14 protein-coding genes are annotated in these 16,514 nt (G+C 64.8%); 9 read left to right on the forward strand and 5 right to left on the reverse strand.

The window, feature by feature from the left end; translation table 11 throughout:
- Positions 1-120: 120 nt before the first annotated feature.
- Positions 121-1,191 (forward strand): acyltransferase family protein, encoded by a 1,071-nt coding sequence (locus C8J44_RS13865; RefSeq protein WP_060526174.1) that lies wholly within the window; start codon positions 121-123, stop codon positions 1,189-1,191.
- Here C8J44_RS13865 and C8J44_RS13870 read toward each other — a convergent pair.
- A complete protein-coding gene (locus tag C8J44_RS13870; protein WP_060526175.1) occupies positions 1,184-2,509 on the reverse strand; it encodes a hypothetical protein in 1,326 nt (441 codons plus the stop codon). The two genes, C8J44_RS13865 and C8J44_RS13870, sit on opposite strands and share 8 nt — an antisense overlap.
- Positions 2,509-3,645: an acyltransferase gene (locus C8J44_RS13875; protein ID WP_121904989.1), complete on the reverse strand. Its 1,137-nt coding sequence runs from the start codon at positions 3,643-3,645 to the stop codon at positions 2,509-2,511. The genes C8J44_RS13870 and C8J44_RS13875 overlap by 1 nt, the downstream gene beginning before the upstream one ends.
- A 285-nt stretch (positions 3,646-3,930) precedes the next feature.
- Between C8J44_RS13875 and C8J44_RS13880 the strand changes: the two genes are divergently transcribed.
- The 5 genes from C8J44_RS13880 (at position 3,931) to C8J44_RS13900 (ending at position 8,815) form a co-directional block, all read left to right on the forward strand.
- Positions 3,931-5,247, forward strand: coding sequence for a lipopolysaccharide biosynthesis protein (locus C8J44_RS13880; protein WP_147453210.1), 1,317 nt, complete (start codon positions 3,931-3,933; stop codon positions 5,245-5,247).
- Positions 5,244-5,807: a serine O-acetyltransferase gene (locus C8J44_RS18630; RefSeq protein WP_220683119.1), complete on the forward strand. Its 564-nt coding sequence runs from the start codon at positions 5,244-5,246 to the stop codon at positions 5,805-5,807. The genes C8J44_RS13880 and C8J44_RS18630 overlap by 4 nt, the downstream gene beginning before the upstream one ends.
- Positions 5,804-7,042, forward strand: a complete 1,239-nt coding sequence (locus C8J44_RS13890; RefSeq protein WP_121904991.1) for a glycosyltransferase — start codon at positions 5,804-5,806, stop codon at positions 7,040-7,042. Before C8J44_RS18630 ends, C8J44_RS13890 begins: the two co-directional genes overlap by 4 nt.
- Positions 7,043-7,073: 31 nt before the next feature.
- The gene (locus C8J44_RS13895) at positions 7,074-8,222 is read left to right on the forward strand and encodes an acyltransferase (RefSeq protein ID WP_183128788.1); all 1,149 of its coding nucleotides are present in this window, start codon (positions 7,074-7,076) and stop codon (positions 8,220-8,222) included.
- Positions 8,223-8,347: 125 nt separating this feature from the next.
- Complete coding sequence (locus C8J44_RS13900) at positions 8,348-8,815, forward strand: PilZ domain-containing protein (RefSeq protein WP_183128789.1); 468 nt, start codon at positions 8,348-8,350, stop codon at positions 8,813-8,815.
- A gap of 77 nt (positions 8,816-8,892) precedes the next feature.
- On the opposite strand, the gene C8J44_RS13905 is transcribed toward C8J44_RS13900, so the two are convergent.
- Both C8J44_RS13905 and C8J44_RS13910 read right to left on the reverse strand, forming a co-directional pair.
- Positions 8,893-10,296, reverse strand: coding sequence for a cellulase family glycosylhydrolase (locus tag C8J44_RS13905; RefSeq protein WP_121904993.1), 1,404 nt, complete (start codon positions 10,294-10,296; stop codon positions 8,893-8,895).
- Between the two features lie 52 nt (positions 10,297-10,348).
- Positions 10,349-11,650 carry an exopolysaccharide biosynthesis polyprenyl glycosylphosphotransferase gene (locus tag C8J44_RS13910; protein WP_259466870.1) on the reverse strand — a complete coding sequence of 434 codons (1,302 nt, stop codon included), beginning with the start codon at positions 11,648-11,650 and terminating at the stop codon, positions 10,349-10,351.
- A 331-nt stretch (positions 11,651-11,981) separates the two neighbouring features.
- Between C8J44_RS13910 and C8J44_RS13915 the strand changes: the two genes are divergently transcribed.
- Positions 11,982-13,046, forward strand: coding sequence for a glycosyltransferase family 1 protein (locus C8J44_RS13915; RefSeq protein ID WP_183128790.1), 1,065 nt, complete (start codon positions 11,982-11,984; stop codon positions 13,044-13,046).
- Positions 13,047-13,067: 21 nt separating this feature from the next.
- Here the strand turns inward: C8J44_RS13915 and C8J44_RS13920 are convergent, their stop codons facing one another.
- Positions 13,068-14,273, reverse strand: coding sequence for a glycosyltransferase family 4 protein (locus C8J44_RS13920; RefSeq protein WP_121904996.1), 1,206 nt, complete (start codon positions 14,271-14,273; stop codon positions 13,068-13,070).
- 393 nt (positions 14,274-14,666) lie between these two features.
- Here C8J44_RS13920 and C8J44_RS13925 point away from each other — a divergent pair, with 393 nt between their 5' ends.
- Both C8J44_RS13925 and C8J44_RS13930 read left to right on the forward strand, forming a co-directional pair.
- Entirely contained in the window at positions 14,667-15,224 is a 558-nt protein-coding gene (locus C8J44_RS13925; protein WP_121904997.1) for a serine acetyltransferase, read from the forward strand.
- A 43-nt stretch (positions 15,225-15,267) separates the two neighbouring features.
- Entirely contained in the window at positions 15,268-16,485 is a 1,218-nt protein-coding gene (locus C8J44_RS13930; RefSeq protein WP_056054080.1) for a glycosyltransferase family 4 protein, read from the forward strand.
- Positions 16,486-16,514: the final 29 nt, after the last annotated feature.

A 16,514-nucleotide genomic window follows, 5' to 3' on the forward strand; every position in this document is an offset into this window, starting at 1 on the left:
CCTAGAGGGCCCGCGGCGCGATATCGCGGGCCAGGCCTCTTGGTCCATCGACCGAACGCGGGTTTCCCACAGTCCGTTTCGATCGACTTCGGATGCAACGGGCGAGGCGGATCGGAACGAATGCAGATGACGGATAAGCCCGGAACGGTAGTTCGGCGAGAGCGCGACGTCGCCGCCGATATCTTGCGCGGGTTGGCGATCGTGCTGGTCGTCTATGGCCATCACGCGCGTGGCGTCATGAAGAATCCCGATGCCTCGGGTATGCTGCAGGTGCTCCAGGCGATCGATTTCGCGATCTACACGACGCACATGCCGGTGTTCTTCCTGGTCGCGGGCTACAACGCGTTCTTCTCGATCCGCAAGGTCGCGGCCGGGCACTATCTCCGGTCGCGGGGATGGGCGATCGTCTATCCCTATGTGCTGTGGTCTGCCCTGTTCTGGGCGAGCATGACGGCGGCGCGGCTGATCATCCACGTCAACGGCGACCTCCCTCTCGATGCGCTGCTGCATATCGCGACGCACCCGATCGGCATCTTCTGGTTCCTGTACGCGCTGCTGCTCATGCAATTGGCGGCCTTGCTGTTCGCCGGGCGCGCCACGGTTGCCGCCGGTGCCGCCGCGCTCGCGTTGCTGGCCTTCACGTTTCTGTCCGACGCGCCGCCGACCGACGTCGTGCCGCAGATGATCGTTCACGCGCCGTATTTCGTGGCGGGTCTATGGCTGGCGCAGCATGGCCGCAAACTGATGCACCCGATCCGTTCGCCGATCGGCATCGCCCTCGCCGCGATCCTGTTCGTCGCGGCTGCGCTGGCCTTATGGCGGCGTGGCGATGTCGTGGCGGTCAGCCTGTGGACGATCCCGGTGTCGATGCTGGGTCTGTCGCTGATGATGACGCTGGCCTGTGCGCTGGCACCCGCCGGGCGCGCCGGTCGTCATCTGGCCTGGCTCGGGATGGTATCTCTGCCGATCTACCTGATGCACGTCATCTTCCTGCCGACGGCGCCGCGGCTTCTCGCGACGCTGCATCTGCGTAGCGTTCCGCTCGATCTGGCGTTCGGCACCGCCGTCGGGCTGTATGTTCCGGTCGCCGTCTTCATGCTGGCCGAGCGGCTCGGCATGGCGGACTGGGCCGCGCTGACCGGCAAGTCGCCGTTCAAACGGCACCGGCCGGCCCCGTCACCAATCAGGTAGAGACTGCGGCATCGGTTTCGGCCGAGCGGAGCGCGCGCCGCTGCCAGGGCTTGCCGCGCAGGAACATGTCCGAAAACGCATAGCCGATCGAGATCGTCGCGAACGACGGACCGTAGCACTGCACCGTGATCGTGTAGATGTTGAGGATGAAGATCATCACCAGCTTCGACCGGATCTTGGTGCGGAACGGCGCGATCGCCATGCCGACCATGAAGACCAGCCACGGAACCCCCATCATCAGGTACGTGCTGAGATAGAAATTATCGACCGGTACGGTGTATCCCGACATATCCGTATAGGCCATCGGATAGGAGAAGCAGCCGAGCCCGCAGCCGACGAACAGGCCGGCGGGAAAGAGATCCGACAGGTAGGTGAAAGGTAGCTGCCAGCTGTTGTTGATTCGGTCCTGGAGACTGAACAGGGACGAACTCATCTCGGACAGGTCGACGCCGCCGAGAACCGCGATCAGCACGAACGGAATCGGCACGCACAGGAACGACCATTTGGCGAGATTGCGCTCGATGTCGTATTTCTTCAACGACGGCATCAGGATCTCGGTGGCGAGATAATAGAGCGCGAAGCAGACCGCGACCAGCATCGCCGACCGGCTGGTGCTGATATGGATCGCCCAGTAGATCACCGGCCACAATGCCAGATTGAGCCACTTGGGAATCCGGTGGAACAGCATCAGATACGGAAAGACGACCATGTACGCGGCCATCGTGCTGTCGCCGGCCAGCCCGCCGTATCGCACGACGCCGTCGATCCACCAGACCCGGCCGACTTCCTTGCTGTTGCCGAAATTCTCGAACTCCGCGCCCGTCCAGGGATAATCGAAATAGGGCGCGGCGATCAGGCCGACGATCGAGGCGATCATCAGCCCGATCATCATATACCGCACGAACTTGTACTGCGTGATGTCGCTGCCGCAGAGCGCCAGACCGACGTAGAACGGAAAGAACAGCTTGAGCGACGAGATCAGCGCAAACGGCGATTCGGACATGAAGACATAGCCGACCATCGCCGCAGTGATCGTGTTGAGGACCAGCAGAATGGCGAAGGGCGAGCGGTTTCGAAACGCGATATGCCAGGCGAAATAGCCGAAGGCGCCGATCGAGAGCAGGTCGGGGATGAACCACACCGGCGACAGATGCGTCAGCGCAAGCGCCCAGCGCAGCACCGCGGTCAGCGTATCGCGAAACGCGAACATCAGGAACAGACCAGCCAGCAGCTTGTTGGCCAGTTCCTGGTTCATGCTCGTCGACCAGTTCCGCTGGACCGTCGTCCGGGCGGGAAATGCATCGATCGTGGTAGCCATCAGCGAGTTTCCGGTTCTTCAGTGACGATGACGCCGGCGCGGCCGGGCGCGGGCTGGCCGTCGCCCATACCAGTGCTGCCGAAGCGACTCCAGCGGCGGCTGAGAAACGCGAGCATCGGCTTTTCGATGAAGCGGTGGACGATGACGGCGCCGATCACCGCGCCGACGAACACGAGCGGCAGCAGCAGTTCCGGTGCGCGGTCCAGGATGCCGAGCTTCTGCGCGATCACCTGGGCCAGCTTGATCGCGATCGGATGCGACAGGTACAGCGCGTAGGACGCGTCGCCACCCGCGACCAGCAGACGGGTCAGGCCGGTGGGGGCGACCTGGCGTCCGCCGACCGGCTCCAGCCCGAGGACGGCCGCTGCCATGATCAACGTGGCGGGGATACCGCCGGTGACGATCCGGCCGATCGTGTCGTAGGCGTCGGTCTGATACCCGATCACCGCGAGCACCAGCGCGAACGGGATCGTCGCGAGCGCGATCGGGCGGGGAATGCGGACGCCCTTCAGGAACAGGTGCGCGAGCCCGATCCCCGCGAGGAACTCACCGGTCAGCGGATAGCCCCAGAAATGCAGCATCCGCCAGTCGGCTGGGGCAAGATGCGCGACGGCCATCAGCCCGAGGATCGCGGCGACGATGATCGCGATGCCGGTGGCGCGACGGAACGGCAGCGCGATCGCGAACACGGCGTAGAACATCATTTCGTAGTTCAGCGTCCAGCCCAGCGTGAACACCGGAAAACAATAGTCGCCGCACACCGGCCCCGGCAGGAACAGGTACGAGAACACGATGTTCAGCGCGCCGGGTCGCGGCGCGCCGGTCGCGACCAGTACGGCCAGCGCAAGCGTGGTGAACAGCCAGTAGAGCGGCGCGACCCGGATCAGACGGCGGCGCAGGAAGTCGGCGGCGGCGCCTGCCTTCCCGAACCGGTCGTGCATCATGTAGTACATCACGAAGCCCGAGATCACGAAGAAGACGTCGACCCCCAGTCCCCAGTCGAGCGGAACGAAGCTCCAGTATCCGGCGCGTGCGCCGAGATGATCGACCAGCGCGTGCTGGCTATGCCCGCAGAGTACGAGAAAGGCCGCTAGGAAACGCAGGATCTGGAGGCTGTCTATCCGGCCTAGACGCATCGGGAAAACCTTAGGTTGGGAATCTACTCACTGCTGAATGCACCCTGCAACGTCAATTGCGGAAAATTACGGTGCGGTGCAGCACGCCCCGAAACGAGGCAGGTCTGCCGCCCGAACCGATCGTTTTTCGCGGTCCGCCGGTCGGGAGTAGGGTCGGGTGGGATCGGCGTGGGTGGACGTGCGGGACCGAAATCGCCTAGTGGCATGCTGTAGTGCAGTATGACCCGGCAGTCGGCCGGCGATCGGGTTCTGTGCCGATGTCCTAGCGGAGAGACCGCCCACATCATGTCTGTCTTACTGACACGATTGATCCGCGGTGGCGCGCCGAACATGGTTCTGCGTGGTTCGACGCTGTTCCTTCGATTCGCGCTGTCCTTTTACATCGTCAGCCAGCTCGGTCTGGCGGCGGCGGGCGTCTATGGCCTGGCGATCGGTGCGATCGGCATCGTCCCCGCGACGGTCGGCTGGGGCCTGAACTATTTCGTGTCGCGCGAAGTGGTCGGGCATACCCCCGCGACCGCCGCGCCGCTGATCCGCGACCGGTTGATCATCACTTTCGCGTCGTTGCTTGCGGGGACGCTGATCGCGGTGCCGGTGCTGGTCTGGCAGACCGGCGGGATCACGCAGACGCAGGTGCTGATCCTGATCCTGCTGTGGCTCGAGACGGTCGCGCTCGACATCTACATGCCGATGATCGGGCTCGAACTCGCGCTGTTCGCCAACGTCCTCGTGTTCGTCCGCTCGGCCTTGTGGATCCCGATCGTCGTCGCGATCGGGTTCGCGCTGCCGACGCTGAAGACGCTCGACATGATCTTTATCGGCTGGATTCTCAGTCATGTGCTCGCGATCGCGATGCTGTTCGTCTATCTGCGTCGCTGGCCGATGAAGGCGAGCCTGCGCGAGGAGAAGAAGCTGAGCGTGCTCGTCACGCGGGCCCGCCGCGCCTGGTACATCTATTTCAGCGACCTCGGCATCGTCGGGCTGGGCTATGCTGATCGCTTCATCCTGAACGCGCTGCTCGGGCTGGTCGCGACGGGTATCTACAGCTTCTATTTCTCGATCACCAACGCGCTCCAGACCCTGATCTCAACCGCCGTCGTGCAGCTCGCGCTGCCGCGGATGGTGCGTGCGTTCCGCGGCGGCGATCCGGTCGAGTGGCAGGCCGAACTGCGCCGCCAGATGATGAAGACGATGACCTTCGCCGCGGTGTTCAGCGTCGGCATCTTCCTCGCGACCGAGATGATTTTCTACTTCGCGCCAGCGGGGCGCTTCCCGGTGTTTCGCGTGCTGCTCGCGATCATGCTGCTCGCTGCGACGATCCGTTCGGGCTCAGACCTGCTCAACGTGTCGATCACCAGCATGGGGCGCGACCGGATGTACGCGGTCAACAACGTCGCCGGCGTGATCGTCGCGATCGCGTTCGGCACCGGGTTCATGTATTTCTTCGGGCTGATCGGTGCGGGGCTGTCGGCCGCGGCCACCGCCAGCACGCTGTTCATCGTCCGTTTGCTCTATCTGCGGCATGTGCTCCGCAAGATGAAGCAGCCCGAGCCTTTCTCGCAAACGGGGGGCGGCTCGGCAACGGAGATGCCCCTGCCATGACAGACACGCGTAAGCCCCCTGCTTGGGCTACATTCGCCGAGCATCTTCGCGGCGATCTGGTGCGCGTCGCCAAGGTCGGCGGGCAGCGGCCGGGCGGTGCGTTCCTGGTCTATGCGTGGCTGTTCCTGCCGGGGTTCCGCTTTATCCTGCAGCACCGGATCCAGCGCCTGCTCGCGTCGCTGCCGGTGGTTGGACGGGTCGTCGCGCGGCTCTATTGGGCGCGGACCTGTCGGCGATCGGGATCCGAGATCGCCGCGATCGCGACTGTTGGCCCCGGCTGCTACATGCCGCACCCTTATGCGATCGTGCTCGGCGACTGCACGCTCGGCCGCAACGTCGCGGTCCTGCAATGCGTGACGATCGGCAAGCGCGGCGACGATGCGCCGCGCGGGCCGATCATCGGCGACGACGTCGAGATCGGCGCGGGCGCGACCATCCTCGGCCCGATCACGATCGGTCGCGGGGCCAAGATCGGCGCGAACTCGGTGGTGCTGAAGGACGTGCCCGCGGGCGCGGTCGCCGCCGGATCGCCGGCGCGCATTCTCGGCGGCGCGCGATGAAGGAGACTGCGGCGTCCGGTCGCCGAGCGCTGCAAGTCTTCTATATCGGTGCCGGCGATCCGGTCGATCCGCGCTCGGGCATGGACGTCGTCGCGCGCGCGCACATCGCCGAGCTGGCCGCCTCACCCGCGATCGACCTGACCGGCGTCTTCACGACGTTGCCCGCCGACACCCCGCCGCCCGCGTTCGGCGGCGTTACCGGCTACCGCGCGGATACGAAGACTCCGTCCAAGGCGCGCAAGCTCGCGCATCTGTTGTCGGGTAAGCTGCTGATGAGCATCGGCTTCGTTTCGACTCCGGCGCGGCGCGCGATCCGCGCGGGACTGGCGGCGAAACCCGATCTGATCGTGGTCGACCATATCCAGGCGCTCGCGAACGTGTCGCTGTGGCGGCTCGTGCTAGGGCGCACGCCCTTCGTCTTCATCGCACACAACGTTACGCCGGATACGCTGGTCGACGGCGCGCGGCTGCGGAAATCGCGCGCGGCGGCGGCGTTCCTGCGAGTCGAGGCGGTGCAGGCGTGGTTGATAGAGGCGTTGCTGTTGCGGCGTGCGACGCGGACCGTGTTCATTTCCGACAGCGACGCGCGCCACTATCGCGGGCTGACCGGCGCGAAGGGCGTCGCGCTGTGCCCGGTGATCGAGCGCGCGCCGGTTTCGGCGGTAAAGGCGATCGCGCCGGCATCCAACGACATCGACCACCGCCGCGTCCTGTTCATCGGCAGTCCCGGCTTCCCCCCCAATCGCGCCGCGATCGACTGGATCACGCGGTCGCTCGCGCCGGCGTTGCTGGCACTCGACGCCCCCGCGATCGTGACGTTCATCGGCAAGGGCACGCGCGAGCATATCGGTACGCCCGCCGCCAATGTCGAAACGCTGGGCTTCGTCGCCGACGACGAGATGGAACGGCTGCTCGGCGCGTCGCTGTGCATGCTGAGCCCGGTCGTCCACGGCAGTGGGTTGAAGATCAAGATGCTCGAGGCGTTCGCTGCGGGTGCGCCGGTGATGGCGACGCCGCTGTCGCTCCAGGGCTTCGAATTCATGGGCGTGCCCGCGCTGCTCGATCTCGACCGGCCGGAGACCGCCGCCCGCCACATCCTCGGGCTCGCACAGGACCCGGCAGCGGTCGAGGCGGCACGCACGCACGTCCGCGAGCGCTGGGCCGCGCACAGCCGGCAGCGCGAGGGCGCCTTGGTCGATACGCTGATCGGAGCGCGCGCAGGACGGGCCGGATGATGGCGCCCAAGACGGACAAGGAGCGGGCATCGTGAGCGAGCCGCAGACGCGCACCGAATCGACCGGTCCTTTCGCGACGAAGGTCAGAGTGCTCGATCCCAATTTGTCGATCTATCTCGATCTGCTGCGCCTCGTCGCGGCGTTCGAGGTGGTGCTCGGCCATGCCAGGCATTTCGTCATGCCCCGGCTGCCCGGGTTCATCTCGGGCCACACCGGCGAAGCGGTCGCGGTGTTCTTCGTGCTGTCGGGGTTCGTCATCGCCTTCGTCGCGGAGGAGAAGGAGCACAGCCTTCGCGCCTATGCAACCGCTCGCCTGTCGCGGCTCTATTCGGTGTGCCTGATCGCGCTGCTGGCGGGGTTCGTCTGCGACATGATCACGCAGCGATATGGCGTGGTATCGCTCAGCGATCACCCGTTCTACGATCCCGCCTATCTCACCAACCTGCCGTTCGCGCTGACCTTCACCAATGAACTCTGGTTCAGCCACCGCGTGTTCGGCAGCAACGAGCCCTATTGGTCGCTCGGGTTCGAGGCGGCGTATTACGTCATCTTCGCCGCATTCTTCTATCTCGGGCGGGTGCGGGGCGCGGTGATCGGTGTCCTTCTGATGCTCGCGTTCGGGCCGAAGGTCGTCGCGTACATGCCGATCTGGCTGTTCGGGCTGCTCGCCTATCGTCATGTGCGCGCCGGCCGCGTGACGATGCCGAAGCGGCTGGCACTCGCCGCGTTCGTCGCGACCTTGCTCGTTTATTTCGTCGTCAAGCGGACGCTCGAGCATTGGGCCTGGCCGATGTACGACCAAGCCGACCTTGCGCAGCTAGCGAAGAGCTTCGTCTATTTCGCGCTCGTCGGCGGGCTGATCACCGTCAACATCATCGCGTTCCGGCGTGCGACCGAGGGGCGGACGATCTTTCCCGCCGGCATCGCCCGCGCGATCCGCTGGCTGGCCGGGGCAAGCTTCACGTTGTACCTCGTCCACCAGCCGTTCTTCCTCATGCTGGCATCGGTGTTCCCGAAGCTGCGCGCGAGTGCGCTTGGTGGACCGGTAGCAATCGTCGCCGCGGTAATCCTCGCACTACTGATCGCCGAAGTGTCGGAGCGTCGCAAGCGTGTGTTCCAGCGCGCGTTCGGCAGGCTGCTCGGCACCGGGTCGCCGTCCCGGTCGAAGGTCGTCTTGTAATAATCTTCGGTGCAAAACAAATATTAGTTAAGATCGAAGAAACTATAGAATAACAGCAATTTTTCATTGCATGCCACCTAGATAGAGCGAGGGTTCAGGGTTTCGCCCGCACTAGGGAACAGATGGTGGCAACGGTACACAACGCAGCATTTTTCGCGGATCCAGCCGAACGTCGCGCCGACACGCGAGTGGCGTTGGCGCGTACCGGTACGCTGCGCCTGCATGACGAGACGACGTCGCGCGAGATCCGGATCGCCGATCTCAACCGCGACGGGTGCCGGATCGAATCGGTACTGCCGTTGCTGCTCGATCAGAATGTCGTGGTCGGCATTCCCGGCGTAGGCCAGCGTGAGGCGCAGATCACCTGGGCCGGCGCACGCGATTATGGTTGCCAGTTCGACCTGCCGCTCCCCGCCGGCAGCATCACCGCGGCGATGACCGACAATGTTTATGGTTTGAATACCATCACCGGCGCGATCCGTGCGCCCGCCACCTTCAAATGGCAGCCGCGCGGGCGGTTGTTGCTGCTCGGCGTGATCAGCCTGGCAGGATGGACCGCGATCACCTTGGTGGTCGAGCGTTTGCTAGGCTGACAGTCCGCTAGCTTCGGAGACGTGCGCTGGCCGCCCCTTCCACTCGCGGGAGGGGGCGGCCAGCATTTTTTGTGCGCCTACAGCATGCGGTAGCGTATTCCCGCGCCGCTGCCCGACAGCGACACCACGACCGGCCGCGACCCGACCGGGATCGTCGTGTCGCGCGGGCCGGCGGGCGAACAGATTGGCCGGTAGGGCGTCGGCGCGCCGCCGATTTGCAGCTCAGCCTTCTGCGCGGCACGATCCGTCCACGCGATCAACGTACGCGACTGCCCGTCGTTCATTCTAGCAACGGTCAGGCCAGGCTGCGGCCGATCGATCCGCCAGCTTTTCGCGCGGCCGATCAGGCGGCTGACATCGCGCATCATGCAGGCGGCGGGCTTGGGTTTGTAATCGTAGGTGAACAGCCCGAAATTGGCCTCGTTGTCGGTGGGATCCTGGGCCTGGTCCTTCAACTGATAGATCCAGACGCCGCGCATCCACGGCGTCGCCGCGGACCACAGCAGGAACTGGGCGATGTTATTGCCCGAATCGTTGCGCGCGATATCGCATGGCCCGCCCTGCGTGGTCGGCCAACCGATCTCGGTGACGTAGATCGGCATCGCCCGACCGCCGCGGATCCGCATCTTCGTGGCGAGCGCCTGCATCCGCGTGATCGCTTCGGCAGCAGTCCGGTTATCGGGGCGTTCGCAGTGGTTATAATAATGTACCGACAGGCCGTCGGCGCCCTTCAGCCCGCCGCCGCCGGCCACCGCGTGCACCCACTGCCAGCCGTCATCCGTCCCCGCCGCACCAGCCAGGACGGTGGCGTTCGGTTGGCTCGCGCGAATCGCGGCGGTCGCCTTGGCCGCCAGTCGGGCATAGGCGTCGCCGCCGCGCGGATCGCCGGGCGCGGCGCGTCCGATCAGCTTGCCCATCGCTGGCGCGGCGTTGAGGTTCCACTCGTTCCAGATCTCATAGATCGGGCGTCGGCCTGCGGTCTGGCGTGCGGCCTCGCCGGCAAAGTTCGCAAACGCCGCACGACCCGCATCGGTAACCGGCACGCCGTCGCCGCCGATCGCCGGATTGGGATGATCCAGGATGAACAGCGGCCGCGCCTTGGTCGCGGCCAGGAACGCCGCCAGGCGGGGCCGCATGCTGCCCGGCGCGTTCATGCCCGCGCCCTTGAAGCCCGGCCAGGTCAGGTCGTCGCGGAACGACGATGCACCGACCGTGTCGATCGCCTGCGCCGTCCGGGCGGGGTCATAGCCATATTCGCCACCGATCCCGAAATGCACGCCGACGCCGATGATCAACGGCGCGGCGCGTGGCGTCAGCGGTCCATCGGGCAGCGGCCGCAACGGGCCGGGCGACGACGACGGCATCGGCGCCATCGAGGCGAGCGCGACGGCACCCCCGACCAGGCCGGTCAGCGCCAGCCCGGCACGGGCCACGATCTTCCCGGCCGTCAGGCTGGATTTCGGGGATCGAATAGATGGCATTGGCTTCTCCTCAACCCCCGGAATCGCGCCCTACCGCCCCCGCGGCGCGGGCTCAATAGGCGTTGCTGTGGACGAGAACGGTCATCGTCCGGAACAGGATCTTGACGTCGCGCATCAGGCTCCAGTCATGGAGATATTCGAGATCGGCCTGCAGCCGGTTCTTGAGATCGACGTCGCGGTGGGTCGCGCCGCGGAACCCGCGAACCTGTGCAAGGCCGGTGATTCCCGGCTTCAGCGCATGGCGATGCCAATATTCGCGGTCGACTTCCCAGAACAGCTGGTTGCCCGCGAGCGAGCCGAGCGCGTGCGGGCGCGGCCCGACTAGGCTCATGTCGCCGAGCAGGACGTTCAGGAACTGCGGGATCTCGTCGAGGCTGGTCTTGCGGATGAACGCGCCGACGCGGGTGATGCGCTTGTCGTCGCGCTGCGTCGAGGTTGCGCCCTTGGCGTCGAGGCTTTCGACGCGCATCGAGCGGAACTTGAGGATGTTGAAGATGCGGTTGCCGCGCCCGATCCGCTCCTGGCGGAACAGCACCGGACCGGGCGAATCGAGCTTCACCGCGAGCGCGATCAGCACGAGCGCCGGAGAAATCGCGAACAGCACGATCAGCGTCACGATGATGTCGAGCGCGCGCTTCTTGGCCATGTCGGTATAGCTCAGCGGCCCGCGTGCAACGAGCAGCGTCTGGCGGCCCTTGAAGTTCTGCAGGCCCAGCACGCCGAGCTTGCCGAAACCGGCCGACAGGATCTCGCCGTCGACATTGGCGCCGCGCAGCAGCAGCGACCAGTCGAGCTGGCGATCCACCGGGCAGTGCACCACGACGCGCTCGTACTTGCTGACCATCTGGCCGAATCGATTGAGCATGTGCGGATTGCCCATGTCCGGCTCGATCCCGGCCTCGCCGGCGAAGATCGTGTCGCAGAGCTTCGGCTCGTGCCATTGCGCGCGCGGCACGTCGTCGACGATCAGCAGTTCGGCGACCAGCTTCGGCGCAACCGTGCGCCGGACGACGATGACGATGATCATCCGGAACGTCGCCATCAGGATCGTGGTGCCGCCGAAACCGATCGCGAACGCGACGCGGGAGATGTCGTTACCCGCCTGGACGAAGAAGATCAGCGTCAGCAGCGCGAACCCGGTGATCGCCAGCGGCACGATCGCGCGCATCATCGATTCGGTGCCGCTGGTGATCGCGGGCCGGGAATACGCCTTGTTGTTGAAGGCGATAAGGAAATAGATCGGCAGGACCGGATAGGCGAGATCGATCCCGCTCAGCGACAGCCAATTGTCGCCGCGGACGAAGCTGCCGATCGCGAATCCGATTGCGATCGCGAACAGGTCGGTCGCGATCAACAGGCAATATAGCCGTAGGCGCAGGTTCCGTCGGTGGAGGGCGCCGGCCAACGAAACTTCGCCGAGATGGTCCATGGCTACTTCCATCGCGTGACTTTATCCTTAGAAAATCGGCCCCTGGCCACCCGACCGGTTTTCGCTGCGCTGCAACAGTGATAGCGGGTGGGCCATCGTGGAGCAATCACGGCGATATAACCTTACGATGCAGGATCTAACCTGAACGAAACACTCGAATCAGTTTAGTTCGCCACCCATGGCGGCGCATAGCAGCCTTGCAACAATATGGCGTCACACCGTGCCTATCCCCGGATGGAATTGGAAAATAGAGACAATGATCGCAGTTAATGGTCGTTTTCTGGGACGCTCGGTCACCGGTGTCGAGCGGTTCGCGCGTATGTTGCTGGGGCAGGTTCACGATCGCATCGTGGCGGGCGTCGAGCCACCCCGCTGGACGCTGTTGCTGCCCCCCGGCGTTGCTGCACCGCCAGAATGGCCGCGGTTTTCGGCACGCACCGTCGGTCGCGGCGGTGGTCACGCCTGGGAGCAGATCCATCTGCCGCGGGCGGTACACGGGTCGACGCTTCTCAACCTGTGCAACTCCGGGCCGATCGCACCGCGCCGGTCGCTGACCGTGATCCACGACGCGCTGGTCTACGATCTGCCGGAGAATTTCTCGCGACCGTATCGGACGATGCATCGGACGCTCGGGCATCTCATCGCGCGTCGCTCGCAGATCGCGACCGTCTCGAGCTTTTCACGCGATCGTCTGGCCGCAGTGCTCAAGCTCGACCCCGCCAGGATCCCCGTGATCCCGAACGCAGCGGACCATGTCGATGCGATCGTCCCCGATACCGACATCGTCGCCCAACTGGGCCTGTTTCCGGGACGATTCCTGCTGTTCGTCGGATCTTTCGCACCAAACAAGAACCTCCCACGCGCGCTCGAGGCGTTCGCGCGGGTCGCGCGGCCCGACGATCGGCTCGTGCTGGTCGGCGCGGCGGTCAAATCGTTCGCGCAGAACGGCATCGACGACGTGCCGCCGGGCGTGATCCTGCCGGGCCGGATCAGCGACGAGGCGTTGATGGGGCTGTACCGCGCCGCCCGCGCGCTGGTGTTTCCCAGCCTGTACGAAGGCTTCGGCATCCCACCGCTCGAGATGATGCAGTTCGGCCGTCCGGTGCTTGCCGGCGATATCCCTCCGGTGCGCGAAGTGTGCGGCGATGCGGCGCTGTACGTCGATCCGACCTCGATCGACTCGATCGCGGCGGGGCTGGAGCGGATCCTGCGCGACGACATTTTGGTCGACGATCTGGCGGCACGCACTGCGGCGCGCGCCGACGCCTATAGCTGGTCGGCGAGCACCGACGATCTGATCGCCGCGCTCGCTGCGATCTGAATAGTGAGCAAAAAACGCGGATCAGACCGGGCGGTCGGCGTCGCTGGCGTAGAGTGCGATATAGCGGCCCGCGACCGCCGCTTCGGAGAATTGCTCGAGCAATGCCGGATCGGCGGTGCGGCGCGCGCGCCAGATCGCCGGGTCGTCGAGCGCAAGGCGGATTTGCGAGGCGAGCGCCTCGGGATCGTCCTTGGCGTACATCGCCGACAGCGGCGCCATATGGCCGATCTCGGGCGTGCCGCCGGCGTCCGAATACAAGGTCGGCGTGCCGCGCGCGAGGCTTTCGATCATGGTACGCGGCAGCGGTTCGGGCCAGGTCGAGCCGATGATCAGGACGTCGATGCTGTCGTAGAACGCATCGGCCTCGACAAACCCCATCCAGTCGATCCGCGGATCCGGATGGCGCGCCTTCAGTCCGTCGATATAGTCGGTCTGGCCACCGCCAGCGATGCGCAGTCGCCAGTCGCCTTCGACGCTGGTGATCGCCGCGAGCACCACTTCGATGCCCTTTTCGGGTTCGACCCGGCCGATCACGCCGAACACCAGGCCGGGGGCGTCCTCGCGCCCCGGTCGTTCCGCGCTGGACACCACCGCGTTCACATCGGCGATGTTGAAGATCACGCGGCTCGGCGTATCGTCGAAGAACCCGTGACGCTCGTGCGTATCGATCACGTACTGACTGTTCGAGGCGACCGCATCGACGAGCGGCGTATTGCGCTTCTTGCGGTCGGTCAGCAGCCGGCAATCGGCGCAGCGCTCGACGCAATCCTTGCGGTCGCGGTATAGCGCGGCACGCGCGCACATAAGGCTGTAGTCGCGCAGCGTGTGGACGATCCGGATGTCGTTGGCGCGCGCCCAGTGCCAGATCTCGGTCGAGAACCCCTGTAGATTGTTGGTGTGCAGCACGTCGGGCTTGATCCGCTTGGCAAGCGCGATCAGGTCGCGGGTCGCCCGCCGATTCTTCCGGTCGCGCAGGTGCCACATCAGGCGCACGGGCTTCGACGGACGATGACCGGGGCGGAACGGCCAATAGATGTTGCGGAGCGGCAGGCGGTGCACCGTGACGGGGCCGTCGCGTTCCTCGATGATCCTATCGCCGTCGTGCAGCGACGCGACGTGAACCTCGTGACCGCGCGCGCCGACCGCCCGGCCGAGCAGCGCGACCGACCGCTCGGCGCCACCGACGAGGGAGGGGGGATACAACGTGTTCACGATCAGAATGCGCATGCTACCCTATCAATTCGTCTTTTGCGTATCAGCCGCGACCCAAATACCGCGGAGGAGGCGCACCATGGAATTCAAGGCGGCGTAATTCTTGGGCGACATCCACCCGTTCTGGTCGATCGTTACTGTCGTCGCGATCAAATCCAATGCGGATACTACGCCATCGAACGTTCATCCCGCGTCTGCGATATCGTGACCTCAGCATCTTTCGCAACCGTGAACTTGTGACGGCAAGGGCAGGCACGTGGCCTCGACAGACGATATTTTTACAAAAAACGATACGAGTTCACCGTTATGGCTTTGCGTGACGTCACAATTGCCGCAATGCACAAAAAATTTCTTTATACCATTTTCACCATGCCAAATGGCAGTCTCCAGCAGAGGTAGTGTCCGCCCATGACCAATACGGAATCAGGCGAAGCCGCCGGTTTCCGCGCGGCGGTTCGGCGTGATCTCGCGTTGTTCGCCCATCACGAATCGACCATCGTAACCGCGGGCTTCGCCTTGCGGATGATCCTGGTGACGCAAGGGTTCCAGTTCGTGCTGGCGCGGCGAATCCAGGATCTGTTGGCGCGCATTCCCGTGATTGGTCGTCCGATGCGGCGTATCTGGTGGTGGGGGACGTGCCGCTCGTTCGGTTCGGAAATCGCGATCGGCTGTACGGTTTCGCCGGGACTGTACATTCCTCATCCGTACGGGATCGTCGTGGGCGTCTGCACCTTGGGCGAAAACGTCGCGATCCTGCAGAACGTCACGATCGGCTCGCGCCACTCGCACAGCCCTGGTCATGCACGGATCGGCCGAAACGCCTATCTGTCGGCAGGGGCGGCAATTATAGGCGCGATCTCAATCGGGGAGGGAGCCATGATCGGCGCCAATGCCGTAGTGTTGCGTGATGTGCCGAGCGGTGCGGTCGCGGTTGGCGTGCCGGCCCGGATCGTCGCCGCGTCATGATGCTGCGCGAACTCTCGTCCTATAGCCATTGGAGCGGCACGCGATGCGCATCCTAAGCATTTCCGCCTATTATCCGCCTTATGTGATCGGTGGCGCGGAACTGTGCGCGCACAGTCTGACCTACTGGTTCGCGGCCAATGGCCACGAGGCGGCGGTGTTGACCGCGGCGCCGATGGCCGAGCATGAGAGCTGGGCGACGCCGCAGGACGGCTACACGCTGTACCGGGTCGGCACGCCGCATATTTATCCGGTGTTCAAGACCAGCCAGGCGCCAAGCTGGAAGAAGCCGATCTGGCATGCGCAGGATCATTACGATCCGCGCAACGAGGCTATGTTCGAGCAGGTCATCGCCGATTTCAAACCCGATTTCATCCATATCCACTGGATATCGGGGCTGGGCTATAACGGGTTGAAGGCGATCGGCCGTCACGACATCCCGACCGCGATCACGTTGCACGACCTTGCCTATACCTGCCTGCGTACGACGATGTTCCGCGGCAGCGACGAGTGCGTCGGCCAGTGTACGAGTTGCCGCGTGAGTTCGAAGGTCAAGATGGGGTTCCTGCGTGAGATCCCGCGGCTCGGCTTCATTTCGCCGTCGCAGTCCAACCTCGATACGGTGTCGTCGTTCCTGCCGATCGAGGACTATCCGCGCTTCCACATTCTCAACCCCAACCGCTATCCCACCCCGCGCACCACGCACGTGCCGTCGGATACGGTGCGACTGGTGTTCGTCGGACGGCTGGAAAAGACCAAGGGGATCAATTTCCTCCTCGAATTGCTCGATCCGCTTGCCGCGCAGTATAAGTTCCATCTCACCGTGCTCGGCAAGGGGCCGGAAGATCAGGCGTTGCGCGCGGCGTATGGCGATCGTCCATGGCTGACGATGCAGGGCCATGTGCCGCAGCAGAACGTCTCCGATCTGATGGCCGAAAGCGATATGCTGATCGTTCCGTCGCTATGGGCCGAAAATTCGCCGGGCGTCGTGTTCCAGGCGCTGGTCAACGCGGTGCCGGTGATGGGCAGCGACAAGGGCGGACTGCCCGAACTGATCGAGCCGGGTGTCAACGGCATGCTGGTCCCCCCCGGCGACACCGAGCGCTGGCGCGCGGCGATCGTCGATGTGTTGGAGAATCCCGAGCAATTGCTGGTCCTGCGCGAGCAGGCCGCCAAGCAGACCGACCGGTACGACTATGACGTGCTCGCCAAACAGATGCTCGACGCGTTCGACCAGATCGCGGCCGGCAGCGGAAACCGCTGACCGGCGCGGGGTTCGCGATTTGTCCGGCA

Origin of the sequence: Sphingomonas sp. PP-CE-3A-406 (assembly GCF_003688625.1) — a bacterium.
Taxonomy (GTDB): domain Bacteria; phylum Pseudomonadota; class Alphaproteobacteria; order Sphingomonadales; family Sphingomonadaceae; genus Sphingomonas.